Source organism: Phyllobacterium sp. 22552 (assembly GCF_052044585.1).
Taxonomy (GTDB): Bacteria; Pseudomonadota; Alphaproteobacteria; order Rhizobiales; family Rhizobiaceae; genus Phyllobacterium; species Phyllobacterium ifriqiyense.
Window position 1 is genome coordinate 89,480 of the sequence record NZ_JBQENG010000003.1, and the last position, 26,253, is coordinate 115,732.

At 54.4% G+C, this 26,253-nt stretch carries 23 protein-coding genes and 1 riboswitch; of the genes, 18 read left to right on the forward strand and 5 right to left on the reverse strand.

Annotated elements, in window-relative coordinates; translation table 11 throughout:
• Positions 1-77 precede the first annotated feature (77 nt).
• Complete coding sequence (gene hrpB, locus ACTJI9_RS07625; RefSeq protein WP_440807039.1) at positions 78-2,525, reverse strand: ATP-dependent helicase HrpB; 2,448 nt, start codon at positions 2,523-2,525, stop codon at positions 78-80.
• 197 nt (positions 2,526-2,722) lie between these two features.
• Here hrpB and ACTJI9_RS07630 point away from each other — a divergent pair, with 197 nt between their 5' ends.
• The 4 genes from ACTJI9_RS07630 to fghA are packed head-to-tail and all read left to right on the forward strand — an operon-like array spanning position 2,723 to position 5,818.
• Positions 2,723-3,835 carry an S-(hydroxymethyl)glutathione dehydrogenase/class III alcohol dehydrogenase gene (locus ACTJI9_RS07630; protein ID WP_115051628.1) on the forward strand — a complete coding sequence of 371 codons (1,113 nt, stop codon included), beginning with the start codon at positions 2,723-2,725 and terminating at the stop codon, positions 3,833-3,835.
• Positions 3,835-4,308 (forward strand): GNAT family N-acetyltransferase, encoded by a 474-nt coding sequence (locus ACTJI9_RS07635; protein WP_115051508.1) that lies wholly within the window; start codon positions 3,835-3,837, stop codon positions 4,306-4,308. Before ACTJI9_RS07630 ends, ACTJI9_RS07635 begins: the two co-directional genes overlap by 1 nt.
• The gene (locus ACTJI9_RS07640; RefSeq protein ID WP_354342748.1) at positions 4,308-4,964 is read left to right on the forward strand and encodes a DUF1345 domain-containing protein; all 657 of its coding nucleotides are present in this window, start codon (positions 4,308-4,310) and stop codon (positions 4,962-4,964) included. Before ACTJI9_RS07635 ends, ACTJI9_RS07640 begins: the two co-directional genes overlap by 1 nt.
• Before the next feature lie 20 nt (positions 4,965-4,984).
• Positions 4,985-5,818 (forward strand): S-formylglutathione hydrolase, encoded by an 834-nt coding sequence (gene fghA / locus ACTJI9_RS07645; RefSeq protein WP_354342746.1) that lies wholly within the window; start codon positions 4,985-4,987, stop codon positions 5,816-5,818.
• Here fghA and ACTJI9_RS07650 read toward each other — a convergent pair.
• The 3 genes from ACTJI9_RS07650 to ACTJI9_RS07660 all read right to left on the reverse strand — a co-directional run bounded on the left by ACTJI9_RS07650 (position 5,815) and on the right by ACTJI9_RS07660 (position 8,515).
• Positions 5,815-6,579: an RES family NAD+ phosphorylase gene (locus ACTJI9_RS07650; protein ID WP_115051505.1), complete on the reverse strand. Its 765-nt coding sequence runs from the start codon at positions 6,577-6,579 to the stop codon at positions 5,815-5,817. The two genes, fghA and ACTJI9_RS07650, sit on opposite strands and share 4 nt — an antisense overlap.
• Entirely contained in the window at positions 6,539-6,922 is a 384-nt protein-coding gene (locus ACTJI9_RS07655; RefSeq protein ID WP_115051504.1) for an MbcA/ParS/Xre antitoxin family protein, read from the reverse strand. Before ACTJI9_RS07655 ends, ACTJI9_RS07650 begins: the two co-directional genes overlap by 41 nt.
• A gap of 213 nt (positions 6,923-7,135) precedes the next feature.
• The gene (locus ACTJI9_RS07660) at positions 7,136-8,515 is read right to left on the reverse strand and encodes a cytochrome P450 (RefSeq protein ID WP_440807041.1); all 1,380 of its coding nucleotides are present in this window, start codon (positions 8,513-8,515) and stop codon (positions 7,136-7,138) included.
• A 252-nt stretch (positions 8,516-8,767) separates the two neighbouring features.
• Here ACTJI9_RS07660 and ACTJI9_RS07665 point away from each other — a divergent pair, with 252 nt between their 5' ends.
• The 12 genes from ACTJI9_RS07665 to thiD all read left to right on the forward strand — a co-directional run bounded on the left by ACTJI9_RS07665 (position 8,768) and on the right by thiD (position 23,342).
• Complete coding sequence (locus ACTJI9_RS07665; RefSeq protein WP_440807044.1) at positions 8,768-10,510, forward strand: S10 family serine carboxypeptidase-like protein; 1,743 nt, start codon at positions 8,768-8,770, stop codon at positions 10,508-10,510.
• On the forward strand, positions 10,507-10,935 hold the full coding sequence (locus tag ACTJI9_RS07670; protein ID WP_440807046.1) for a hypothetical protein: 429 nt from the start codon (positions 10,507-10,509) through the stop codon (positions 10,933-10,935). The genes ACTJI9_RS07665 and ACTJI9_RS07670 overlap by 4 nt, the downstream gene beginning before the upstream one ends.
• A 496-nt stretch (positions 10,936-11,431) precedes the next feature.
• Complete coding sequence (gyrB, locus tag ACTJI9_RS07675) at positions 11,432-13,873, forward strand: DNA topoisomerase (ATP-hydrolyzing) subunit B (RefSeq protein WP_115051499.1); 2,442 nt, start codon at positions 11,432-11,434, stop codon at positions 13,871-13,873.
• Positions 13,874-14,154: 281 nt separating this feature from the next.
• Positions 14,155-15,207: a dipeptidase gene (locus ACTJI9_RS07680; RefSeq protein WP_336440724.1), complete on the forward strand. Its 1,053-nt coding sequence runs from the start codon at positions 14,155-14,157 to the stop codon at positions 15,205-15,207.
• 71 nt (positions 15,208-15,278) lie between these two features.
• On the forward strand, positions 15,279-16,886 hold the full coding sequence (locus ACTJI9_RS07685; RefSeq protein WP_115051627.1) for an ABC transporter substrate-binding protein: 1,608 nt from the start codon (positions 15,279-15,281) through the stop codon (positions 16,884-16,886).
• A 31-nt stretch (positions 16,887-16,917) separates the two neighbouring features.
• Positions 16,918-17,970, forward strand: a complete 1,053-nt coding sequence (locus ACTJI9_RS07690; RefSeq protein ID WP_115051497.1) for an ABC transporter permease — start codon at positions 16,918-16,920, stop codon at positions 17,968-17,970.
• Positions 17,967-18,890, forward strand: coding sequence for a nickel transporter permease (gene nikC, locus ACTJI9_RS07695; protein WP_115051496.1), 924 nt, complete (start codon positions 17,967-17,969; stop codon positions 18,888-18,890). Before ACTJI9_RS07690 ends, nikC begins: the two co-directional genes overlap by 4 nt.
• A complete protein-coding gene (locus ACTJI9_RS07700) occupies positions 18,887-19,720 on the forward strand; it encodes an ABC transporter ATP-binding protein (protein WP_307282236.1) in 834 nt (277 codons plus the stop codon). Before nikC ends, ACTJI9_RS07700 begins: the two co-directional genes overlap by 4 nt.
• On the forward strand, positions 19,717-20,487 hold the full coding sequence (locus ACTJI9_RS07705) for an ABC transporter ATP-binding protein (protein ID WP_307282238.1): 771 nt from the start codon (positions 19,717-19,719) through the stop codon (positions 20,485-20,487). The genes ACTJI9_RS07700 and ACTJI9_RS07705 overlap by 4 nt, the downstream gene beginning before the upstream one ends.
• A gap of 148 nt (positions 20,488-20,635) precedes the next feature.
• Positions 20,636-21,661 carry a TadE/TadG family type IV pilus assembly protein gene (locus ACTJI9_RS07710; RefSeq protein WP_440807050.1) on the forward strand — a complete coding sequence of 342 codons (1,026 nt, stop codon included), beginning with the start codon at positions 20,636-20,638 and terminating at the stop codon, positions 21,659-21,661.
• Between the two features lie 50 nt (positions 21,662-21,711).
• Positions 21,712-21,815: riboswitch (TPP riboswitch) on the forward strand.
• Positions 21,816-21,879: 64 nt separating this feature from the next.
• Positions 21,880-22,545, forward strand: a complete 666-nt coding sequence (gene thiE / locus ACTJI9_RS07715; protein WP_440807053.1) for a thiamine phosphate synthase — start codon at positions 21,880-21,882, stop codon at positions 22,543-22,545.
• Positions 22,542-23,342: a bifunctional hydroxymethylpyrimidine kinase/phosphomethylpyrimidine kinase gene (gene thiD, locus ACTJI9_RS07720; RefSeq protein WP_115051492.1), complete on the forward strand. Its 801-nt coding sequence runs from the start codon at positions 22,542-22,544 to the stop codon at positions 23,340-23,342. The genes thiE and thiD overlap by 4 nt, the downstream gene beginning before the upstream one ends.
• A 22-nt stretch (positions 23,343-23,364) precedes the next feature.
• On the opposite strand, the gene ACTJI9_RS07725 is transcribed toward thiD, so the two are convergent.
• Positions 23,365-24,138, reverse strand: a complete 774-nt coding sequence (locus tag ACTJI9_RS07725) for a transglycosylase SLT domain-containing protein (RefSeq protein WP_370878774.1) — start codon at positions 24,136-24,138, stop codon at positions 23,365-23,367.
• Positions 24,139-24,442: 304 nt separating this feature from the next.
• Between ACTJI9_RS07725 and ACTJI9_RS07730 the strand changes: the two genes are divergently transcribed.
• Positions 24,443-25,186 (forward strand): FadR/GntR family transcriptional regulator, encoded by a 744-nt coding sequence (locus ACTJI9_RS07730; protein ID WP_336440720.1) that lies wholly within the window; start codon positions 24,443-24,445, stop codon positions 25,184-25,186.
• A gap of 32 nt (positions 25,187-25,218) precedes the next feature.
• Positions 25,219-26,193 carry a sialic acid TRAP transporter substrate-binding protein SiaP gene (locus ACTJI9_RS07735; RefSeq protein WP_115051489.1) on the forward strand — a complete coding sequence of 325 codons (975 nt, stop codon included), beginning with the start codon at positions 25,219-25,221 and terminating at the stop codon, positions 26,191-26,193.
• Positions 26,194-26,253 lie beyond the last annotated feature (60 nt).

A 26,253-nucleotide genomic window follows, 5' to 3' on the forward strand; every position in this document is an offset into this window, starting at 1 on the left:
GAGGCTGCGTGTTGCGAGAGTATAGTGCGTGGTTCGACGGGGCTTGTCTGTCGAGATGCAATTAGCTGGAAACCACCTCACGTTCCCCGTGGTTTGGCGCGGGCCGTCGGTGCTGCATTGGCAGGATCTTCCGGCCAGACATGGCGGGGATAGCGACCGCGCATATCGCTGCGAACATCAGCCCAGGAGCCTTTCCAGAATCCGGGCAAATCGCGGGTTATCTGGATCGGACGGTGCGCCGGCGAAAGAAGTTCCAGCAAGAGCGGTATGGTGCCATTGGCGATGGCCGGGTGGGTCGCCAGTCCGAAGAGTTCCTGCACTCGCACGGCAAGAACCGGCTCACCCTCATCATAACGGATCGGGATATTTGATCCTGTGGGAACTTCGAAATGCGTGGGGGCGAGAGTTTCAATCTTGCGTTGCAGATCGTAGGGAACGGTAGAGCGCAATCCCTCGATCAGTACATGCGCGGGAATTTGGTTAAGCTGCGCGCCACCCTTGAGGAAGGGTTTCAACCAATCGTCAAGCGTGGCAAGCAAGGTGTCATCATCCATGGCGGGCCAAGGCGCCCCCAAACCCTGATGCAGCCAGGCAAGGCGGCGGCGCAATGTCAGCGCCTCCTTTGACCATGGGAGAATATCAAGCCCATGGGTTTTGACAGCAGCAATCACCCCAAGATCAGCTTCCTCACCGGTTGGGGCGGGCATAGTCTTTTCTGACAGGGCTATGGCGCCGATCCGGATGGCATCGCGGGCCTGAAGCGCATTGCGCGAAGCATCATAGGTGACCTGCCGACCGCTGACGATCCGATCCGCCATAGCCTCGCGTATTTCCGCTTCACTTACCTCGGCAGCAGCAAGAATACGCGCGCGTCCGGCACGCCCTGAAAGATCCGCCACAATGAGCCAAGGGGATTTGGCAAGTGCAGAGCTAGGATCAACTTCGCCGCCACGCCCATTGGCCAGAGTGAACTGGCCATTGCCACGCGATTTGGCAATGCGATCAGGATAGGCACCGATCAGCAGCCGCCCAACGCTGTCAGCTTCCGCCGCAACGGGACCAGACCCTGCCAGACGCTTTGCTAATCCACGGGCACGGGTGGCGCGATCACCGCGCTCACGCTGGAAGCGGGAAAGCCTTACATCGAGATCTATGTCATTGCCGCCAAGTCCACGCTCGGTAAGGAGGATTGCAAGTTCGGCAGCCCGTAATGCCTGCCCCCGTTCGCGCGCGGTCAGCACCATATGGGCAAGGCGGGCAGGCAGAGCCAGCGCACGCATTTCATTGCCCATGGGGGTAACGCGGTGGTCTTTGTCCAGTGCGCCAAGATTTTCCAAAAGGCTCTTTGCTTCTTTGATCGCCGGGGCAGGTGGAGCATCGAGAAAGGCGAGCGTTGCGGGGTTAGAAACGCCCCATGCAGCGCAATCCAGCACAAGACCCGTCAGGTCTGCTTCCAGAATTTCAGGCGGAGCAAAGGCTTCAAGCGCAGCGGTCTGTTCGGCACGCCAAAGGCGTATTGCAATACCCGGCTCCGTGCGTCCTGCACGACCCGCGCGCTGATCCACGGCAGCCCGTGCCGCGCGCGCAGTTTCCAGCCGCGTCAAGCCGGTTGCGGGTTCAAACTTAGGCAAGCGGGCAAGGCCGCTATCAATGACGACCCGAACGCCGTCAATAGTGATTGATGTTTCTGCAATGGAGGTGGCGAGAACGACTTTGCGCTTGCCAAATGGTGCCGGCTTGATTGCCGCATCCTGATCGCGTCCTTCAAGCGCGCCATAGAGCGGCACGATCATCGTATCGGCAGGGACACGGCCTTGCAGCGCTTCGGCAGTCCGTTCGATTTCGCGCTGACCGGGAAGAAAAGCAAGAATGCTGCCGGTCTCATCGGCAAGCGTATCACGGATTGCCCGCGACATGGCATCTTCGATACGCTCGTCCGGCCTGCGTTCGCGATAGCGTATGTCGATGGGGAAAGAACGCCCCTTGCTTTCAAGCACAGGCGCATCGCCGAGCAGCCTAGCAACGCGCGCACCGTCCAATGTTGCCGACATGACCAGCAATTTGAGATCGGGACGGAGGGCGGCCTGCACATCCAACGCGAGCGCAAGACCAAAATCCGCATCAAGGCTGCGCTCGTGAAACTCATCAAAGAGCACCGCAGCTATGTTTGTCAGATCAGGATCGTCGAGGATCATCCGGGCGAAAACGCCTTCGGTCACAACGAGGACGCGGGTCTTGGCAGAAACCTTGTTTTCGAGCCGCATGCGATAGCCGACGGTTGTGCCGACCTCTTCGCCCAGCAGGCTCGCCATGCGGCTGGCCGCAGCGCGGGCGGCAAGACGGCGGGGTTCAAGCAGGATGATCGTGCGTTCGCCGCGCCATGGCGCATCAAGCAGGTGCAGGGGAATGAGCGTGGTTTTACCCGCACCGGGCGGGGCGACAAGCACCGCAGAATTGCCTGCATCCAGCGCTCTATCAAGAGTGGGAAAGATTTCGGTGACGGGCAGGGTTGGAAGAACTGTCACGGCATATCCGCAAATTGTTATCGTCGCCTTTGACAATTTTTCCCGAGCCAAGTCCATTGATTTCTAATGTTGAAGCGGAAAACAATCATCTGCGACAAAGCGGTTTCATGACGAGAAATGTCGCCGATTTGATTGACGATCCGGGCTGCGATCCTGATAGTGAGCAAATCACTGAAGACGCATTGGGAGACACATTCATGAAATCGCGCGCTGCCGTCGCTTGGGAAGCCAACAAGCCACTGACCATCGAAACAATCGAGATTGGCGGACCCAAGCCCGGCGAAGTTCTCGTCGAGATCATGGCGACCGGTGTCTGCCATACGGATGCCTATACTTTGTCGGGGTTGGACTCCGAGGGCAAGTTCCCGGCAATTCTCGGCCATGAGGGTGCAGGGATCGTGCGCGAAATTGGCGCCGGTGTCACATCACTGAAGGTCGGCGACCACGTGATTCCGCTCTACACGCCGGAATGCCGCCAATGCAAAACCTGCCTGTCGCAACGGTCAAACCTGTGTACTTCCATCCGCGCCACGCAAGGGCAGGGTGTCATGCCGGACGGCACAAGCCGCTTTTCCTGCGATGGCGGTGAAGTGTTCCACTATATGGGCTGTTCGACCTTCTCGAACTTTACTGTTTTGCCAGAGATTGCCTTGGCAAAAGTGCGCGAGGACGCGCCTTTTGACAAAATCTGCTACATTGGCTGTGGCGTCACCACCGGCATTGGTGCCGTGATCTATACGGGCAAAGTCTGGCCCGGCGCGAATGTCGTTGTATTCGGTCTGGGTGGTATCGGCCTCAATGTCATTCAGGGCGCTCGCATGGTGGGCGCGGACAAGATCATCGGTGTCGATCTCAACCCCGGCAAAGTGGCAATGGCAAAGCAATTCGGCATGACCCATTTCATCAATCCGACAGAGATTGGCAATGATAAGGTGGTTTCCGCCATTCAGGATCTGACCGACGGCGGCGCGGACTTTTCATTCGACGCAACCGGAAATACCAATGTCATGCGGCAGGCACTGGAATGTTGTCATCGCGGCTGGGGCACCAGTATCGTGATCGGCGTTGCAGAAGCAGGTAAGGAAATCTCAACGCGGCCTTTCCAGCTGGTTACGGGTCGTAACTGGCGCGGCACTGCTTTTGGCGGCGCACGCGGACGTACTGATGTTCCGAAAATCGTCGATTGGTATATGGAGGGCAAGATCGATATTGATAGCCTGATCACGCACACCATGCCTTTGCCGGAAATCAATACGGCTTTCGACCTGATGCACGAAGGCAAGTCCATTCGCAGCGTCGTGACCTTCTGATGGAAGCAAATGCCTATAAGGTCGTCCTTTGCGGGCTGGACGAGCTGTCGCCGCGCGATCTTTATGCCATGCTGAAACTGCGCGTCGATGTCTTTGTCGTCGAGCAGAAATGCGCCTATCCGGAACTGGACGGCAAGGACGCCGATGCCTTGCATCTGCGAATATTGAGCGGCAAGAATCTGGTGGCAAGCGCGCGTATCCGCAAACCGGCCAAAACCGATCCGGCGGCCCGGATCGGGCGCGTTGTGGTTTCGCCGGAACATCGCGGACAACGCCTGGGCGACAGGATCATGGTTGAGGCGATTGCGCAATGCGAACGGCTCTATCCGGAAAGCCCGATCAAGCTTTCGGCGCAAAGCCATTTGTCACGCTTTTACGCCTCGTTCGGTTTCGTGTCCGTGTCGGAGGAATATCTGGAGGATAATATCCCCCATATTGATATGCAGCGTCCAGCCGTTGTGACATCCGAGTAGTGGCCATGAACAAGCGGCATAAGCCTTTTTACATTGCCGCCCTCATCGGGCTTGCAGCTTTGGGATTGGGCTTGGCCTTTGTGCCACGCATTGCCTATGTTATCTCTGCCAATGCGTTCTTTCTCGTCTATTTGGGCTTTACAACGATCAGAATCCCAAAATTGACGGCAGATTATCTGCGCCGCAATGCGGCCAAATCCGACGAGCCCGTATGGATCATTTTCACGGTCACATTTGGCGCGGTGGTCGTGGCCGTGGGCTCGCTTTTTGTCCTGATCAATTCAGGCCAGAACCCGCAGCCCCTTGATCTCACATTGGCATTGGCCGCAGTGCCTCTCGGCTGGCTGACCATCCACATGATGACGGCAATTCATTATGCGCATCTTTACTGGCAGCCCGATGAGAGTGCAGAAGGCGCAAAGACAAAGACACAAAAACATGTTGGCGGGCTGGATTTTCCCGGTGGCAAGGAACCTGGCGGGATTGAGTTCCTGTATTTTTCCTATGTCATCGGCATGACGGCGCAAACCTCCGATACGGGTATCACCAGTACCCAAATGCGCAAGATTAACCTGCTACATGCGATTGTATCGTTCTTTTTCAACACGGTGCTTGTTGCCGCTGCGGTCAATGTTGCCGTCTCGCTTGGCCAATAAGAATAGTCATAAGGACAATCATGGAAACCCTTTCAGTCGCAAAAAGCTTTGATGGAACGCAGGGTGTTTATCGCCATCGCAGCGATGCGTGCCTGTGCGATATGACATTTGCAGTGTTCTTGCCGCCGCAGGCAAAAGAAGGGCCTGTGCCCGTCTTGTGGTATCTTTCCGGCCTGACCTGCACGCATCAAAATGTCATGGACAAGGGAGAATATCGCCGCACTGCCGCAGAGCTTGGCGTTGCGATCATCTGTCCCGATACCAGCCCACGCGGGGAGAATGTCCCGGACGAAAAGGACAATTGGCAGTTTGGGAGCGGCGCCGGTTTCTATCTCGACGCAACGCAGTCGCCCTATGCCGAAAACTATCGCATGGCGACTTATATTGCCGAAGAATTGCCTACACTGATCGCAGCAAACTTTCCAATCGATATGCAGCGCCAGAGTATATTCGGCCATTCCATGGGTGGCCATGGCGCGATCACTTTGGCGCTGAAAAACCCCGGCCGCTTCAAATCCGTTTCCGCTTTCGCCCCAATAGCCAGGCCGATGGTTGCTGGCTGGTCGCGCCCGGCATTCGAGAAATATCTCGGCAGTGATGAAACGGCTTGGCGTGCCTACGACACTGTTGCCTTGATCGAAGACGGATATCGCCTACCGGAATTACTGGTCGATCAGGGCAAAGCCGATGGTTTTCTGGACGATGGTCTGCGGCCCTGGCTACTTGAGGAAGCTTGTGAGAAGGCAGGTATTCCGCTGACGCTGAACATGCGTGACGGCTACGACCATTCATACTTCTTCATTTCGACCTTCATGGCCGACCACATTGCCTGGCATGCGGAAAGGCTGGATTAATTGGCGCGTCCGGCCGCGGCCATCCTCGGATCGGCAGCGAATGTTTCCCGGTCAAAGCCTAGACGCAAATCTGGCTGGTCGCAGATTGCCTTGACGCCATAGCTTGAAAAATGCAGCCGCCAAGTTGTCATTTTGGTTGGTCGCGGCAGCGCGAAGCAGGCACATGAAAGCAGTGCTAGATTGGCACCGCCTTCAGGGTCGCGAACCGATTGATAGCGGATCAACTCAATATCTGCCTGTTGCGCCTTATCAGAAAGGTCGAGACAGGCGGAATAGTCGCTGAGGTGAGTCCACTGCGCGGCCTGCTTCAGAAAAGGCGGCGCCATTAGATCGAGCGCTTTGGTGGTGGCATAGCGCGCCTCGAAGGCAGTGAACTCCAGTGCATTGTGCGGCCATGGAGTACCGGGGCTTTCGGCAAAAAACAGCAGTCGATAAAAGGCGGTTTCAGCAACGGCTGTTTCAACAGCCTCGCTGGCATAAAACACGCCGGGCGAATACCCTTCGCGCCGGAACCTTGAATTGCCGGGATATCGACCATAGCGAAAAGGTGTGGCCAGCAGGTAGTCAAGATGCGCACAATTGGCTGGCAGTGGCGGCTTGGTGGCCTCCAGCTCATCCTCAAGCAAAGCCTGCTCATCAAGCGTGTCGACAAGCTTCATTGTAGAAACACGGTGCTGCGCTTCGACCAGACGCCAGCAGGCGCCATGCAGGACATGGGCTTCAGATCGGAGCGCGTCGGGCGTCCAGATAGGCGAGGACATGGGTGAGACCGTCAATGGTTTTGATACGGTTGAGCGGTTTGCCGCCGAGCATGGTGTTATCGGTTCTTATCCACTGACGCGCCACAGCATCATCGCCGCCGACAATGGCATCCAGTGACCGGTAGAGACGAATGAAGAGCAGGGCAAGCTCGTAACTCTTGCCGGTGAGCGGCGAGCCATCAAGGCTGCGCTTCAAGCGCGAAAGGCTAGGTTCCGACAGGCCGACAATATTGGAAAGCTCCTTGGCGGTCAGTCCGAGCAATTCGGCAGAGCGTAGCAATGCCTTGGAAACAACGGTGGTCTTGCTGGGTGTTTCAGTTTTGTGTTGTGCGTTGGTTCGCATGGCATGTCCTTTCACTAGAAATATAAGTACATTAAATTTCCTGTGAAATCAAGCGAATGCATGCATCAAAGTATTGCGTGGTTCTACAGGCTCACCATGAGGAGGGTGGGGTGGGCTGAACGCTAATCATCAATATTGCAGATACATCGCAAATACTGACTCCCTGCAATCATCCATCTTCCTCATGGTGAGCCTGTAGAACCACGCAATACATCAACGCCTTGCAATAACACTCATTGGCAGACCTCCATTTGGCTGCGTTGTCAGCTTTTGCACCGGCCAGGGTTTTACCGAGCTTGCCATATCAAAGCGATAACGATGCAGCAGCACGGCCAATGCAATGATGGCTTCCTGCAGGGCAAAACTGGCACCAATACACACACGCGGACCGGCACCGAAGGGCAGATATTGGAAGCGATCAATCTTACCGCGGTTTTCCGGGTGAAAACGCGACGGTATGAACGCGTCAGGTTGATCCCAATAAAGACGGTGCCGATGCACGGTCCATGGCATGACCAGAACGGCTGACCCTTTAGGCAGTTTCAAGTCCTGGTACTGATCATCTTCAATCGGCTCCCGGTTGATTGATGGTGCGGGTGGGTAGAGCCGCATGGCCTCCTCGAACGCGGCGCGCGTAAAGGGCAATGCATCCAGCCATTCATGCGGCGGCGGCATATCGCGCTGATCCATGAAGGCGTCGATTTCCTGTTCGATGAGATCGCGTTCCCATGGCGCTCGTGCCAGCAGATAAAGCGTCCAGCCAAGCGCGCGTGCGGTCGTTTCATGGCCTGCACCGATGAAAGTAATGATATTGTCTTCGATCTCGGCGCGCGACAGGCCATCGGGCCCTTCCGCACGCAGGAGCAGAGTGAGAAAGTCGTTTGGAACCTTGTCGCCCTCTTTATCCATGCGTGCTTTGCGCATCTCAATCGTGTTGGCCACGATCTGCCGGAAGAAAGCGAGAGCACGGCGTCCACGAATTTGGGTAAAGCGCGGCAACCATTCCGGCGCACCCAGAAGATCAAATGGATCAACCCGCCCCATGGTCTCGAAAAGCCGATCGACTTCATGCGAAAACTGGTCAGGATCGCCTGCAATTTCACCTGAAAACAGGGTTTCGGCCAGAATATCATAGGTCAGCATGGTCATGTCGCGCGAAACATCAGTTATGCCGCTATGACCGTCATAACGCTCAGCGAAATTTTCCGTCGCGCGCTGCATGCTTGTCGCAAAGCCATTAATGTGGCGCGGCGTAAACACGGGTGCCATGGCTTTGCGCGAGCGCTTCCACGTATCGCCCTCGGCCGTCAGCAACCCGTCGCGCAGGATCGGACGCAGGATACGCTGGCGTACAGCCGCCATCTTGTAGTTCTTGGCATTGTCGACAAGGACATGACGAATGAGGCCGGGATCATTGGCAATGATCGTATGGGCGAAAGACCAATCAATGGATACCCAAGGTTCGTTATAGGAGGGCTCACCCCACAGCTCCAGCGGATTGCGATAGATGGTGCGGATCAATTGCAGCGTACCGACAGGTCCGGTACGGGGAACGGGTGCCGGGGGTGTGAATGCGGTTTTCAAAATATCCATTGCGCCTCCATAATTGCGATGTGGGTATGATTGCGTCTCATGTCCACAAGTTTCGCCCAGCCAGGACGAAGAGAGGGGAAAATGGAAAGGCCGAAACAGCAGTAATTTTCTTGACCTTAAGCCTCCTTTGAGCTCTAGTGAGATCGGTTTCGGGCAATATTTTATTTTAATTTCGGCATTATACGACCAAAGTATTACGTAATAATATCAATATCTTATTGCAGAAATATTTATACTGTGAGGTTTTTAATCATGCATTATCGCTTGTGCGGGCTGACGCTTGCAGTTTTTCTCTCAGCCTGTAGTGGTGGCTCAGATTCAGAGCCTGAAAAAGCGCCATCATCATTTACACCGCAGGTAACCGTTGTTCCCAAGATTGATGCGCCGACACCTGGCTCTGCTGTCTTTTCTTACGGACCTGAGGATGGCATTTCACGCTCGTCCGTTAGCGAGGAGCCGGCAAGCAAGTCGCAAAAAATTACCGTGAAGGGGATACCGGTACAGTTTACCGCAAGCGCTGGTCATCTGATTTCGACAGGCTCGATACCTATTGGAACGGGTCTGAACTATAGAGATGCCGATGCCGCTATTTTCTACACGGCTTATACGCGTGATGATCTGCCAAAAGAAAACCGGCCGGTTACATTTGTATTCAATGGCGGCCCGGGTGGCGCATCAGCGGCTCTTGATCTGGGCTTCCTTGGCCCCAAGAGTTACGATGACGATGCCTCGGACAAAGCGAAAACTCTGCTCTGGAAGGATAATCCCAATACGATACTGGACAAAACGGACCTCGTTTTTGTCGATCCGGTAGGCACGGGTTATTCTGAAGCTATCTGGCCAAATAAAAACGAGGATTTTTGGGGTGTCGACAGCGATGCAAAAGTTTTGCGCAGCTTCATCACACGCTACATCAACGCCAATAATCGCCAGAGCTCGCCAAAATATATTTACGGCGTTTCCTATGGCGGATTTCGCGTGCCGATCATCGCGCAGTTGCTGATAGAAAAGGGTGAAAGTGGTTATCTGCCTGATCCCAGCAAAAAACCAGCGAAGGTCTTAAGTGGTCTGATCCTGAATTCGCCAATTCTTGATATCAATAGCGATTGTTCTTCTCGCTACGTTTCCTGTCATGGCGTTCAGCCAACATATGCAATGGTAAAGGCATTTCATGACAAGTCGGTCGAAAAGCCAGACTTTGATCTGCCAGCCTTTCTGGGTGACGCAAGGCTTTTCGCGGTCACTTTCAACAATCTCTACAAAAGTGTGTTTAAAAGCGTTGACCAGAAAATATCCGATCGGTCGCAATGGAACATCTATCTTCAAAAACCAGAATCTGAAGTTTTCCTCAATAGATTGTATAAAATCACAGGGATAGGGAAACTGTACAAGCTGGGCGAAGGCGCGGACAGCAATCCATGGATTGCAAATCCGAATATGGATAGCAGGGAGTTTGTAAAGAGGTTCAGCCCTCAAGAGACATTACAGATGAATGATGGGCGATATTTTCTGGAGAAAGACACGGTCGATCCAGTCGTTGATCGCACTGACGTTAATTACGATCACATCAAATCCTATCTGGCAGGATTTGCCGACTATAAAGCGAAATCAAGATATCTCGGCAGCAATGGCAAAATTATCCTTCATTGGAACTATATGCCGGATCAGCATTTGTCAGTTACAGGCGACAGATTTGCAAGTGCCATTCCCGATCTGACTTTCGACGTAACACTAAATCCAAATCTGAAGGTTCTTATTCAGCACGGCTATTATGATCTCAATACGCCCTTCCATAAGACGGAGGTGGATATAGAGAATGCAAATCTGTCCTCCAGAATCCCGATAAAAACCTACCTTGGCGGGCATGGGATTGGTCCGGGCAGGACGGATGGCTATGAAAAGGTGCTCGCTGAACTCGATGCCTTTTATGACCAGCCAGCAGTGGTGAAGCTTGCCGCGTTCAATGCCGCTCTTCCGGAAGCGAGGAACCCATGAAGCGTGGAATGGTCTTTACCGTGGCGATTATATCTTCGGTTGTTTTGCAGGTTGCCGGATCGGCTGCCGATGATGTTATCACGCTGACAAAGCCCCCGGAATTTGGCGCAATAATGTCGGGGAGAATATACCCTCCAGCCAAGAGCGCGGTCGAAAGAACCGCTATGCCAATCACGCCTGAAACGGTGCTCAATGCGGTTGACGCGCGCATTCGTGCGCTTTTTGACCGCGCTGCGGATCCTTCGACGCATCTGGTGACTATCGAATCTGCCAATAGGGCAGGAGTGGGGTACTTTGTCGATAATTTCGCACTGATTGACCGTGATCAGGATGGCAGCCTTCGATATAGCGAGGTCAAAGGTTTTTTTGATGCGCAGTCACCCATAAAAAGGCCGGCCTCAAAGGAAATACAGATTATCGAATAGTTGGGCGGCCCGGAATTAGTTGGGCGGTCCGGAATGGTTGCGGCCAGACGATGATGCCAAGAGCCAGGGCCAGTTCCTGGCAAGGTTCCAAATGCACAGCGAGTGGTTATTCAAGGCTGCTCGCCAATGCGCTTGAAACCTTTTTCAAAGCGCTGGTGGTCGTGTTTCCACGACCCGTCCGTTCGGTCCCGCCAGTAGCCAAGCTCAAAATCAACAAAACCAAAGGTAAGTATATATTTCTAGTGGAGTTTACGCATTTGACATTTGCATAGGAGCCTGCGGGCGGATGGAGCATGAATGTCAAAATTACCCCGCTAGGACACAGATTATCCATAGTGCTGGCGCAGATTAACGATCATCCGTGGACAGCCATGCGGCATGAATTGGAAAAACCCACAGAAATCACTATATCTAAGCATAGGTTGGGCATGATTCGCCCAAGATATGCTATAAGGACAGATGCACTGTTCCTGCCTTTAGAAAAGATTGAATTTACATGAGTGAAACACCCGAGATGACAACCGAAACCTCGCCGGAATATGGCGCGGAGTCCATCAAGGTTCTCAAGGGGTTGGATGCAGTTCGCAAGCGCCCCGGAATGTATATCGGTGACACGGACGACGGTTCCGGCCTTCACCACATGGTTTACGAAGTCGTGGACAACGCTATTGACGAGGCGCTTGCCGGTCATGCGACCCGCGTTACAGTGACGCTCAATCCCGATGGTTCCTGCACTGTCACCGACAATGGCCGCGGTATCCCCACCGACATGCACTCGGAAGGCGTTTCCGCTGCCGAAGTCATTATGACCCAGTTGCATGCGGGCGGTAAGTTTGACCAAAACTCCTACAAGGTCTCCGGCGGTTTGCACGGCGTTGGTGTTTCGGTTGTCAATGCGCTGTCTGTCTGGCTGAAGTTGAAGATTCGCCGTCAGGGCAAGATTCATGAGATGAGCTTCACGCATGGTGTGGCGGATAGTCCGCTGGTTGTGACCGGCGATTCTGAAGGCCTCACAGGAACGGAAGTATCGTTCCTGCCTTCGACCGAAACCTTCACCATGGTTGAATTCGATTTCAAGACATTGGAACATCGCCTGCGCGAGCTGGCCTTCCTGAATTCCGGTGTGCGTATTCTTCTATCTGACCGCCGTCATGCCGATCCGGTCGACCTGGAGCTGTTTTACGAGGGCGGACTGACTGCCTATGTGAAATATCTCGACCGCTCCAAGAAGGAGCTCGTAGGCGAGCCGATTTATATTCGCGGCGAGCGGGATGATACGACTGTTGAAGTCGCCATGTGGTGGAATGACAGCTATCACGAGAATGTCCTGTGCTTTACCAACAATATTCCGCAGCGCGATGGCGGAACGCATCTTGCCGGTTTCCGTGGCGCGCTGACGCGTCAGATGACCGGCTATGCGGAAAGCACCGGTCAGGCCAAGAAAGCCAAGGTAACACTGACGGGCGATGATTGCCGCGAGGGCCTTACAGCCGTGCTTTCGGTAAAAGTGCCGGACCCGAAATTCTCGTCGCAGACCAAGGACAAGCTCGTTTCTTCGGAAGTGCGTGCTGTCGTGGAAAGTCTGGTCAATGAGGCATTGTCGACCTGGCTTGAAGAGCACCCGACTGAAGGCAAGGTGCTGGTCGACAAGGTTATTCAGGCAGCCTCGGCCCGCGAAGCCGCGCGCAAGGCGCGCGACATCACCCGCAAGAACTCGCTCAGCATCAGCTCACTGCCGGGCAAACTTGCCGATTGTCAGGAAAAAGATCCGGCCAAGTCGGAAATCTTCATCGTCGAGGGTGATAGCGCCGGTGGTTCTGCCAAGGGCGGACGCTCGCGTCAAAACCAGGCCATTTTGCCACTTCGTGGTAAAATTTTGAATGTGGAGCGCGTGAAGCTCGACCGGATGCTTTCATCCGACCAGATCGGCACGCTGATCCTGGCGCTGGGCACGAGCATTGGCAAGGATGAGTTTAACCCGGACAAGCTGCGTTACCACAAGATCATCATCATGACCGACGCTGACGTCGATGGTGCTCATATTCGTACACTGCTGTTGACCTTCTTCTTCCGCCAGATGCCGGAATTGATCGAGCGTGGCCATATCTATATTGCACAGCCACCGCTTTATAAGGTCTCGCGCGGCAAATCCTCGCAATATCTCAAGAACGAAGTCGCCTACGAAGAATTCCTGATTGAATCCGGTTTGGAAGAAGCTTCGATGGAGCTGGACAGCGGCGAAGTTCGCGCTGGTTCCGATCTGCGTGCGGTGATCAATGATGCGATGGCTGTTCGCCATCTGCTGCAGGGCCTGAATACACGCTATGACCGGGCGGTTGTCGAGCAGGCAACAATTGCCGGTGCTCTGAACCCCGAAGCCATTTCCGATACGGCACGCGCTCAAGCGCTGGTGACAGAAGTTGCAGGGCGTCTCGACCTTATTGCCGAAGAAACGGAAAAGGGCTGGAGCGGCCGTCTTGCAACGCCTGATGATGGTATTGACGGCTATATTTTTGAGCGCTCATTGCGCGGCGTCAAAGAGACCGTAACGTTGGATATGGCGCTGATTGGCTCGGCTGACGCGCGCCAGCTGGATCGTTATTCCGCCCGTCTGCATGAGATTTATTCCAAGCCGCCTGTTCTGCGCCGCAAGGAAAAAACCGATATGATTGCCGGCCCGATCTCATTGCTCGAAGCGGTATTCGCCGCCGGCCGCAAGGGGCTTTCGCTGCAACGCTATAAGGGTCTGGGCGAAATGAATGCTGATCAGCTTTGGGAAACCACGCTTGATCCAAACGCACGTTCGCTGCTCCAGGTGAAGGTGAACGATGCGACCGACGCTGACAGCCTGTTCTCACGTCTGATGGGCGATGATGTCGAGCCGCGTCGTGAGTTCATTCAGGACAATGCGCTCAGCGTAGCAAATCTGGACGTTTAACAAACACAGCATCGCTTATCACTCCAAACATTGCGATCAATATCAAGGCGGTAATCAAAAGATTATCGCCTTGCTGTGTCTTGGCTGCGCTCCTAGCCACGTTCGGTAAGTGCACAATGCGTGGGCAAATTGTCCGGCAGCCTTGTATTTATACTTTTGTCTAACAACTCCCTTGAATGTTCATTGCGGGCGTGATCTTTTGGCAGAATTGGTGCTGGGATATTCGACGAAATGATTATCCGCCGGTGCAAGGCTTTTGATAAATCTGAACGGAAATTGAAATGCAGCCAGTCTTCGATGGTCACAACGACGTGCTCTACCGGTTGTGGAAACATTCGAAAAGCGGAACGGATCCGGTTCAGGAATTCATCGAAGGAACAAGTTTAGGCCATATAGACAAGAAGCGTGCACTGAAAGGCGGTCTGGTTGGCGGGCTTTGCGCCATCTACGTTCCGTCCGGTGATTTGGCATTCAAGGCTCCGGATGCCAATGGCCATTATTCGACACCGCTTGCAGCGCCGCTTGAACGCGCTCCATCGCTCGATATTGCGTTAGAAATGGCTTCTATAGCCCTCCGGTTGCAGCAGGCAGGCGGATGGAAACTCTGCCGGAGTACAGCGGAAATCAACGAATGCATCGATCAGGATCAATTTGCGGCAGTTCTTCACATGGAAGGCTGCGAGGCGATTGGTGCTGATCTGTCGGCACTTGATGTGTTTTATGCAGCTGGCTTACGTTCGCTGGGGCCGGTCTGGAGCCGGAACAACATATTCGCGCATGGCGTCCCGTTTGCCTATCCAATGGACCCCGATACGGGTCCCGGTCTGACAGGGGCAGGCGAAGAATTGGTCAAGGCATGCAACCGCCTCGGCATTCTGATTGATCTCGCGCATATAACTGAAAAGGGTTTTTGGGACGTGGCACGTCTCAGCGACCAACCCCTGGTTGCCAGCCATTCCAATGTGCACGCACTGACGCCTGTCGCGCGCAATGTTACCGACAAGCAGTTTGATGCAATCCGCGAAAGCAAGGGGCTTGTCGGCTTGAATTACGCCGTGGCCATGTTGCGTCCCGACGCCCGCGAAAATGCCGACACACCGCTGACGGATATGGTTCGTCATATTGACTATATGGTCAATCGCATGGGTATTGATTGCGTGGCACTTGGTTCTGATTTCGATGGTGCTAAAATCCCCGGCGAAATTGCTGATGCAAGCGGCAACCAGAAACTGGTCGAAGCATTGCGCGAGGCTGGCTATGGTGAGGATGATCTTGCAAAAATCTGTCGTAAAAACTGGCTGCGCGTGCTTGGCTCAGCCTGGCATGAACAATAAAAATAAACAAAGGTTCGGAACAAGCTCAAGAGATTCCGGCCAATAGCTCTAAACAGGGAACCAGAACAATGTTGATGACCAAGATGAACCCAAAGTTCCGCATGATGCTCGGTAGCGCGGCCATCTCCGCCGTAATGTTGTCGGGCATGCCGGCCTTCGCCGAAACGCCCGCCGATACGCTGGTCGAGGCATGGGCGATTGATGACGTCATCACGCTTGATCCGGGTGAAGCTTTTGAGCTGACCATGGGCGAGATCAACGGTAACACCTATGACAAGCTGGTACGGCTCGACATCAATGATCCATCCAAGATCGTTGCGGATGTCGCCGAAAGCTGGACGGTTTCCGATGATGGCCTGACCTATACATTCAAACTCAAGCCCAATCTGCAATTTGCTTCCGGCAACCCGCTTACCGCTGAAGATGTTGCCTATTCCTTTGAGCGTGCCGTCAAGCTCGATCTGAGCCCGGCATTCATTCTGACGCAGTTTGGCCTGAACAAGGACAATGTGACCGAAAAGGCAAAAGCGGCTGATCCGTCCACTTTTGTTTTCACTGTCGATCAGCCTTATGCACCAAGCTTCGTCTTGAATTGCCTGACATCGACCGTTGCTTCGGTTGTAGACAAGAAATTGATCTCCGAGCACATCGTCAATGATGATTTCGGCAATGCCTGGATGAAGACGAATTATGCGGGTTCCGGGCCGATGAAAATTCGCGATTGGCGCGCCAACGAGATTATCGTTCTGGAGCGTAATGACAATTACTATGGCACCAAGGCTCCGCTCGCCCGTGTTATTTATCGCCACGTCAAGGAAAGCGCGGCGCAGCGCCTTCTGCTTGAAAAAGGCGATGTTGATGTCGCCCGTAATCTTGAACCAAATGATATGGAGCAGGTTACCAAGAACAAGGACATCACCACGGTCAGTGCGCCGAAGGGAACGATTTATTATATCAGCCTCAACCAGAAAAATGAAAACCTGGCCAAGCCGGAAGTTCGGCAGGCGTTTAAATATCTGGTCGATTATGATGCCATCGGCGAACAGCTGATCAAAGGTGCCGGTGATATCCACCAGACCTTCCTGCCAAAGAATATTCTGGGCGAGCTGGATGAAAAACCGTTCAAGCTGGATGTGGCTAAGGCCAAGGAACTGCTCGAGAAAGCCGGGCTGAAGGATGGCTTCTCCTTCACCATGGATGTGCGTAACAACCAGCCGGTGACGGGTATTGCTGAATCAGTCCAGCAAACGCTTGCGCAGGCAGGTGTGAAAATGGAGATCATCCCGGGCGACGGTAAGCAGACCCTGACCAAATATCGTGCCCGTACGCATGATTCCTATATTGGTCAGTGGGGCGTGGATTATTGGGATCCGAATTCCAACGCCGAGACCTTCACCAGCAATACGGACAATGCTGATACCGGCACCAACAAGACACTCGCATGGCGCAATGCCTGGGATGTGCCGGAGCTGACCAAGGAAACGAAGGCAGCCCTGCTGGAGCGTGATAATGCCAAGCGCGCGGCAATGTATCAGGACCTACAGAAGAAAGTGCTTGAAACCAGCCCCTTCATCATCATCTTCCAGCAGACGGAAGTGGCAGGACTGCGTGCGAACATCAAGAACTTCAAGCTTGGTCCATCATTTGATACCAACTACGTTTTCAATGTAACGAAGTAATCCGGAATCCGTACCGGTGAGCACATCTGACATGCAATTGGAGGCCAGGCGCTCAGGCGCCTGGGCTTCAAACTTCGCTTGGGCCGTGGGCAGGTTTCTGCTCATTGGCGCCATCACATTTCTTGGTCTTCTGGCCGTCACGTTTTTCATTGGCCGTGTCATCCCGATCGATCCCGCGCTGGCCATTGTAGGCGATCGCGCGCCTGCCCACGTCGTGGCGCGTGTGCGTGAAGAGCTCGGACTGAATCTGCCGCTCTACCAGCAGTTTTTCCTTTATCTTAAGGGTGTCCTGCAGGGTGAGTTCGGCAATTCCGTTCTGACCAGCAATCCGGTTATGACCGATATTATCCGCGTCTTTCCCGCTACATTCGAATTGGCAACACTGGGCACGCTTATTGGCGCGTTTATTGGTGTTCCGCTTGGAGTGCTTGCTGCCGTCAAGCGAGGCACGATCCTCGACCAGATTGTCAGAGTTATCGGACTTATCGGCTATTCAGTGCCGGTGTTCTGGCTGGGGCTGCTCGGTCTCGTGCTGTTTTACGCCAAGCTTGGCTGGGTATCGGGACCAGGACGTATCGACGTTGTCTACGAGTACACGTTTACGCCGATTACCGGCCTTTACCTGCTTGACGCGATTTTGCAGAACAATTGGGAAGTATTCCGCAATATTTTCAGCTTCATCATCCTGCCCGCCTCAGTACTGGGCTATTTTTCGCTGGCCTATATCAGCCGGATGACGCGTTCTTTCATGCTGAACGAGCTTGAGCAGGAATATATTGTTGCGGCGCGCGCCAAGGGCCTGTCCGAAACCCGCATCATCTGGGCCCATGCCCTGCGCAATGCGGCAGTGCCATTGCTGACTGTGATTGTGCTCTCCTTTGCCAATCTGCTTGAGGGCTCGGTGTTGACCGAAACGATCTTTTCCTGGCCAGGCCTTGGCAGCTACATCACCAATTCGCTGCAAAATGCCGACATGAATGCGGTGCTCGGCGGCACGATTATCATTGGTGCCGTGTTCATCGCCATCAACCTTCTTTCCGATCTTCTGTATCGGCTACTTGACCCACGGACGCGCGCACGATGAGCGAGATCGCAAAACCAATTTCCCGCCGCGAATGGCTGATGAGCGACCGGCCGCAATCGCGTATGCAGGCCCGGCTTGGCCGCGCTTATTTGATCTGGAGCCGTTTTGCCAGCAACAGGCTCGCCGTGATCGGACTTGGCATCATTTTTGCGCTGGTGCTGGTGGCGCTATTCGCTCCTCTGCTTGCGCCGCATTCACCGGTTGCAGGCGATCTGCGCAATGCACGGCTTTTGCCGCCCGGTGGCGATTATTGGCTCGGCACAGACGATCAGGGCCGCGATATTCTTTCGCGCCTTATCTATGGTTCGCGTCTGACGCTCTATGTGGTTGTTCTCGTGGCGATCATCGCCGCGCCGATTGGGCTGCTTGTCGGCACCATTGCCGGTTATGCCGGAGGCTGGGTAGACGCAATTCTTATGCGGCTCACCGATATCTTCCTGGCATTTCCAAAGCTCATTCTGGCTCTCGCTTTGGTGGCGGCGCTGGGACCTGGCATTGAGAATGCCGTCATTGCCATAGCGGTCACCTCGTGGCCACCCTATGCACGCATTGCCAGAGCTGAAACGCTGACCGTGCGCAATTCCGACTATATTGCCGCCGTGCAGCTCATGGGTGCATCACCCATGCGTATCGTCCTGCGCCACATCATGCCGCTTTGCCTTTCATCTCTGATCGTCCGTGTGACACTCGACATGGCCGGAATTATCCTGGTCGCCGCAGGCCTCGGTTTCCTTGGTCTGGGCGCACAGCCGCCATTGCCTGAATGGGGTGCGATGATCGCATCCGGCCGCCGGTTCATCATGGATCAATGGTGGGTGGCAGCCGCACCGGGTTTTGCAATTCTCATCGTCAGTCTGGGCTTTAATCTTCTTGGCGATGGCTTGCGCGATGCGCTCGATCCAAGGGGGAACAACCAATGAGCGCCTTGCTGACAGTCAAGGATCTTCGCGTGCAATTTCCGACCCGCACGGGCGTCGTGGATGCTGTGCGCGGCGTTTCGTTCACGCTTGGTCGCGAAAGGCTCGGCATTGTTGGCGAGTCCGGTTCAGGAAAATCCCAGACCGGGCGCGCAATCATGGGGCTGACGCCACATCACGCAAAGATCACTGCCGATACGTTGAATTTTGACGGAATGGATCTTCTGGATATTTCGGCAAAGGAGCGGCGAAGCCTGCGTGGAAACCGCATCGCCATGATCCTCCAGGACCCGAAATATTCGCTCAATCCTGTGATGAGCATCGGCAGGCAGATTGTTGAAACGCTGCGTACCCATGAAAAGGTGAGCAAAGCCGAGGCGCGCAAGCGCGCGCTCGACATGCTTGCTGCTGTGCAGATACGTGATCCGGAACGGGTCTTTAATCTGCATCCGCATGAAGTTTCCGGCGGCATGGGACAACGCGCCATGATCGCGATGATGCTGGTGACCGGACCGGAGCTGCTGATCGCGGATGAACCGACTTCCGCGCTTGATGTGACGGTGCAGCTGGATGTGCTGCGAATCCTCGACAATCTGGTGCGGGATCGCGGCATGGGTTTGATCTTCATCTCCCATGATTTGCGGCTGGTCTCCTCCTTTTGCGACCGCGTTATCGTCATGTATGCAGGACGGATCGTCGAAGAAATCGCCGCTGCAGACCTTAAGAACGCAAAACATCCCTATACACGCGGGTTGATGAATTGCATGCCGCAGATCGGCACCGACCGGCATCCGCTGCCGGTCCTTGACCGCAAGCCGGAGTGGGCCGCATGAACAATCTGCAAGTGGCGGCTCTCAGTGTCGAAAATCTTGAAGTGAAGTATGATCGTTTTCGCGCATTGCGCGGCGTCAGTCTGGACGTCCAGCAGGGCGAGTCTTTTGGTCTGGTGGGCGAGAGCGGCTCGGGAAAGTCAACCTTGCTGCGAGCCGTCGCGGGACTTGCACCTGTTACCGGCGGCGCGATCACAGTCAATGGCAAGACCCTTGGCTCGTCCCGGACAAAGGCATTTTACCGTGAAGTGCAAATGGTGTTTCAGGACCCCTATGGTTCGCTGCATCCGCGCCAGACCGTGGATCGGCTGTTGCTGGAACCATTGGTCGTGCATGGCTTTGCCGATATCGAAAAACGTATCCTGCGCGCGCTTGATGAAGTGGGGCTTGGTTCAAGCTTTCGCTTTCGCTATTCGCATCAGCTTTCCGGCGGTCAACGCCAGCGGGTCGCCATTGCCCGTGCATTGATCCTGGAGCCTTCAATCCTGCTTCTTGATGAACCGACATCAGCCCTTGATGCTTCGGTACAAGCGGAAGTTCTCAACCTGCTGGAGCAGATAAGGCGGGATAGAAAGCTGACCTTCCTGATGGTCAGCCACGATCTGGCGGTGGTCACCCATATGTGCGACCGGCTGATGGTGATGCAGAATGGCGCAGAGGTGGAGCGCCTGTCGGCGACAGACCTTGCCCGCCACGCAGTCAAGGAAGATTACACGCGCAATCTTCTTTTGGCGAGCGAGGGTTTTGTCCGGCCGGAAGCATCCATATAGAGCTGTAAGGTTCACCGGATTTTTACCATTGCTGAACATTCAGGCGCTCTTTACTGCTTGAATGCAGAATGGTGAAAATCTGAATGAATTTCATAAGCCGTCATTCACATGGCTGAATCAATGGTCTGCCCAGCGACTGGAGTGGGCCATGAAAAAAATAAGAAACTTTCTGAAAGACCGTAGTGGCGCGACAGCCGTCACATTTGCATTGTTGCTCGTACCTATGGTGGGAATGACCGGGCTTGCCGTGGATTATACCCGCGCAAGCAGCGATCGTTCGCAACTGCAAAACGCAGCGGACGCAGCCGTGCTGTCGGGTGCAGAGATCTATGATGGCAAGGACCTCAAGCCGGTAAATGCGCGCATTCTTGAAAGTTTACGCGCGAATGTTGCGGATTACGACGCACGCGGAATCATCAAGAATGTCACTGCAATTGAAAGCATTCCACCGCAGATCGTTCTTACACTGTCGACGTCGATGGGTACGACATTTATGAAGGTACTGAACCAAGACACAATAAACGTAGCAGTGAAAGCGGTAGCTTCGAGCGCAATTTCACCCACTGAGGCGACCTTCAACATAACGAAAGTCAAGGGAATCTATTATAAAAAGATATCCATGATCGCCGTTAGGAAAGATGGAACGGAACACGAGGTTGCCTCAATCGAATATACAAATCCCCAGCAAGTGGACGGGCAAGGTACTTCTAAGCCTGAGGTAAACAAAGCGCAGACGTTTGCATTGGGCGAAGTGAGTGAACTCTACTTCACTATGATTGTGAAAAAGGAAGGTTGTCCCATTGGTTATGTTAACCCAAAAAATCGCGATGGGTCGTTGCAGAAGAAATGTGTCGCGACAACCAATTCGCGCGAACAGCTAACGAACATCCCTGAAAATCTCACTTTCAGTGACTATAGTAAGCGGCTGAATAGTGCCCATGCTTTCTTGGTTAAAAGCAACAGAAGATATGATGCGTGGCGATTGGCGTTGAACGGCGCAACCACGACTACGGCGGAAGAAAAAGATGCTTTTGTCATGGACGATCTCATGAACTGCAAGGGCGAGAAGGAGCATCATGGCTGGGAAGACGGGGGCGGCACCGATCCCGATTTTGAATACGACCTGACCACAGGCTGCACGTATGACTTCTCTAAAGTTATGTTGACCCAATAACCCGAACCACACCTGCGCATTGACTTCCACGATGCGCCATCTCATCATGAGTTCATTCCGAGGGGGGCATCGTACGATGCTGAGATGGCGCTGAGCCAAGACCCTTGAACCTGATCCGGATCATGCCGGCGTAGGAACGGGAATTGAGCAATTATCGCGCTGGTTCGTCTTTCTTCGCACATATCCGGGTCTCCAGTTTTGAAAGTGGAGTCCGTGACGTGACAAAAGTAGATTACCGCCTGAATGCCATTGTCGATTTTGATGCTATTGGCCCTGACAAGGATTTGGGGGCGCTGGCTCTGGCTGCGGCGCGTGGCGGTGCAACAATTATCCAGTATCGTGACAAAAACTCCGCAACGCGTGACATGATTGATCGTGCACGGCAGATACACGCCGCGATCAAGGCGACAGGCGTGCCGCTGCTCGTCAATGACCGGATTGATGTTGCGCTTGCCGCAGGCGTGGAAGGTGTCCATGTGGGGCGCGAAGACATGGCGGTTGCCGATGTCCGACATCTCCTCGGGCCAAATGCGATTATCGGACTGACCGTCAAGAATGAACCGGACGCGCAAGCAGCGATTGATGGCGATATTGACTATGCCTGTATTGGCGGCCTGTTTGAAACACCCACCAAGGAAAATCTGCAACCGATCGGCTTTGACGGGTTCAAGCGCCTGGCTGCCATCATACGCAAGGCAAAACCGCATTTGCCCATAGGCGCTATCGCCGGTATTGGGCTGGAGCGCACGCCGCTTGCCATTGAAGCGGGTGCCGATGGAGTAGCGGTCATTTCTGCGATCTTCCGTCAGGACGATCCGCAAGGAGCGGCGCAAGCTTTGCGGTCGGCGGTGGATGAGGCATTGCAGGTAAGAGAGCCAGCATGACCGCAATAGCGCTGACTATTGCCGGGTCTGACAGCGGCGGCGGGGCAGGAATCCAGGCCGATTTGAAAACCTTCTCGGCGCTCGGTGTTTATGGCGCGAGTGTGCTCACCGCGATCACTGCGCAGAACACCCATGGTGTTACGGCCATTGAGAATCTTTCGCCCGATATCATCCGGGCTCAGATGGACGCGGTTCTTTCCGACCTTGAGGTGAATGCAATCAAGATCGGCATGGTATCGACAGTATCAACCATAGAGACAATTGCGCAGGGGCTTGATCGCTGGCAGCGCAAAGCGGTGTTCGATCCTGTCATGGTTGCAACTGCGGGCGACCCTTTGCTGGAGCCAGCGGCAATCGACGCTCTGCGCCAGCTTCTCTTGCCGCGCGCGCTGCTGCTGACTCCCAATTTGCCGGAGGCGGCCTTGCTAACAAATATGCCGATTGCCGAAGATGAAGCCCAGATGGTGCGGCAAGCGAAAAAGCTGCTCGAACTCGGTCCCTCAGCCGTACTTATAAAGGGCGGACATGCCAAGGGGGATATGAGCACCGATATTCTGCTTGATGGGTCCGGAATGGAGCGATTTTCGACGCCGCGTATCAAGACAGTCAATGATCATGGTACTGGATGCACACTAGCGTCTGCCATTGCCGCTGGCCTGGCAAAAGGAATGGCTCTGCATGGTGCCGTTAGTGAAGCCAAGGACTATCTGACGGCTGCCATGGCGGCTGGCGAAATGCTCAAAGTCGGCAGCGGGCGTGGGCCGGTTCACCACTTCCATCGCTGGTGGGCGGCCTAGCAGCACCGGTGCAGTTTTGATTTCAGAGTGGAGCGGCGGTGCTGGCTGGTGTCGCGTTGCTCAAGCCTGTGGTTGCTCCACTGGTGGAGGCTGCCGAAGCAATGTCAGGCCGTTGCATCGGCAACGGGATCGCTGCCGGAAACGCCACAGCGGGTTCTTCTGAATAAGCGAGTTGCGCCGGCATGGCAGCCGGTGTTTCGGCGGGAGCCATCGCCGTCATCGTCGCGGGTGCAACAGGCGTGCTTGACGGTTTCAGGCCGGTCTCTTCCAGAAGGCCCTTTTTCTTGGCCTGATAATAATAGCCGCGAGCGTAAAGCCGCACGGCCTGATCAGGATTGTTATCGGCAACCTTGTAGGCGCCAGCAAGATACTTCACGCCAAATTTGAGATTTGTTTCTGCATCCAGCAAATCTTGCGCGGAGCCGGTGTGACCCATGCCGCGTGCTGTCGCGGGCAACATCTGCATCAGACCCCAATAGGGACCGTTGCGAGCCTGTGGATTACCGCGGCTTTCCCGATGCACAATGCGGCGAACCAGCGATTCAGGCACTTCGTAGGCAACCGAATATTTTGAAATCAAACTGTCGAGCGGCGTACCGTTATCTTTGAATTCAGGGGCGCTTTTCGTGCTTGTGGCAACCGTGACGGTGCTCTTGCTGTCCGTGGCCACATCGGAATTAGCGGGCGCTTCGGCCGCAGCAACACGCGGAGATTGTTCAGGAATTGGCAGTGATGCAGCCTCGGGCAGCTTGGGATCAGTCGTGGTGCAAGCGCCCAAAACCAAGGCGAAACTCAAGCAGGCAAATGTCCGAAGTGATCGTGTATCAGGCAGCATTTATCACCGGTTTGACGAAGCATCTCTTTTAACGATTGGTTTCTCATAGCGCGTTCGTTCGGTTTAGAGGCAATCACTTTCTGATACAAAATGTAACAATGCTCATGAGCGCCCCGCCAAGGTGAGACAAGTTGCGAAAACCTGCCCTGTTAAAACCGATCCGAACCAGCGGTTGACTCGCTCATATATATCAATGTATCAGTTATATATTGGTAAGGCCAGTTTACCAGTTGCCGGAAATGGGAAGCCGGGTGGGGAGGTTTAAATGTTCGCAGCCATTCAGTCACGCCGGCTTTACCGGCAGGTGGCAGACCAGATACGAAGCCAGATCGAACATGGTCAGCTTGGTGTCGGAGAGCGTTTGCCCGGTGAGCGTGAACTGGCGGAGGAACTTGGCGTTTCCCGTCCCACCATTCGTGAGGCTTTAATTGCCCTCGAGGTCGAGGGGCTCATCCATATTCGCATGGGATCAGGTGTTTACGTGGCGCGGTCGCCGCGGGAGAAACACCTGCGGATTCAGCCTGACGAGCTTGAAGGGCCGTTCGAGCTATTGCGGGCACGCGCGCTGATCGAGTGCGCTATTGCCGAAGAAGCCGCCCGCACAGTGACAACGAAACATATAGAAGCGATGGACGATGTGCTGACGCAAATGGCGCGCACATTCAACAACCCGCAGGTGTCGATTGCGCTTGATCGCACCTTCCACACGACCATTGCCGGCATCATGGAAAATTCCGCGCTCGACCGCGTTGTCGGAGAGTTATTCGACCAGCGCATGACGCCTTATTTCACCAGGCTGGCCAGTTATTTCGAGAGTGCGGCTTCATGGCGGGAGGCTTTTGAGGAGCACCGTGCAGTACGCGATGCCATAGCAGGTGGTGATCCCGCTCGTGCAAAATCTGCGATGCAATATCATCTGCATCAATCGCAGCTGAGATTTTCCAGAAGTTTCGACGAGGAGCTGGAAACGGAAAGAGACCAATCTGCAAAGATGTCTCGACAGAAATAACGCGAACTAAATTCAATAAGGGAGGAATAACAATGAAATTCAAACTGGCTACACTTCTTGGCGCCGCTGCGGCGCTTGCCATTTCGGCAGTGGTTGCACAGGCGCAGACCACGCTGAAATGGGCTCATGTGTATGAGACGTCCGAACCATTCCATACGGAGTCCGTATGGGCGGCGGAAGAAATCGCCAAGCGCACCAATGGCCGTTACAAGATTGACGTGTTCCCTGCATCTCAGCTTGGTAAGGAAGCTGACATCAACCAGGGATTGAAGCTCGGTACAGTCGATATCATCATTTCGGGTTCAAGCTTTGCTGCCCGTGATTCCAAGCCGATCGGCGTTACCTATTTCCCCTATATCTTCCGCGATTCCGACCATCTGATCGCCTATACCAAAAGCGATGTCTTCAAGCGGCTTGCCGCTGGCTATGAGGAAAAGACCGGCAATCATATTGCATCGGTCAGCTATTATGGCACGCGTCACACTACCGCCAACAGGCCCATCGCCAAGTGTTCGGATATGGCCGGGTTGAAAATCCGTGTCCCGGACGTTCCAGCCTATCTGGCAATGCCGCGTGCCTGCGGCGCCAACACGACGCCAATCGCTTTTGCCGAAGTCTATCTGGCATTGCAGAACGGCACTGTCGAAGCGCAGGAAAATCCGCTGACGACGATTGAGGCCAAGAAGTTCTTCGAAGTTCAGAAGAACATCATTTTGACCGGCCATATTGTCGATCACCTGAATACCGTCATTTCCAAGCAGCTTTGGGCCAGCCTTAGCGACGAAGACAAGAAAATCTTCGGCGATGTGATGCAGGAAGCCGCCGAAAAGACCACCAAGACGATTGCCGCCAGGGAAAAGGAACTTGTTGCGAGTTTCAAGGAGCGCGGCCTGTCAGTCACCGATGTCGACAAGGCTGACTTTGAAAAGACCGTTCTGGAGAAGGTGAAGTTCGAAGACTTCGGTTACGAAAAGTCCGACTGGGAAGCCATTCGCGCCATCAAGTAACCTATCAGTCTGGCCGGGCAGCCTTGGCTCCCGGCCTCTTTTTCTGCCCTGAGGACGGAG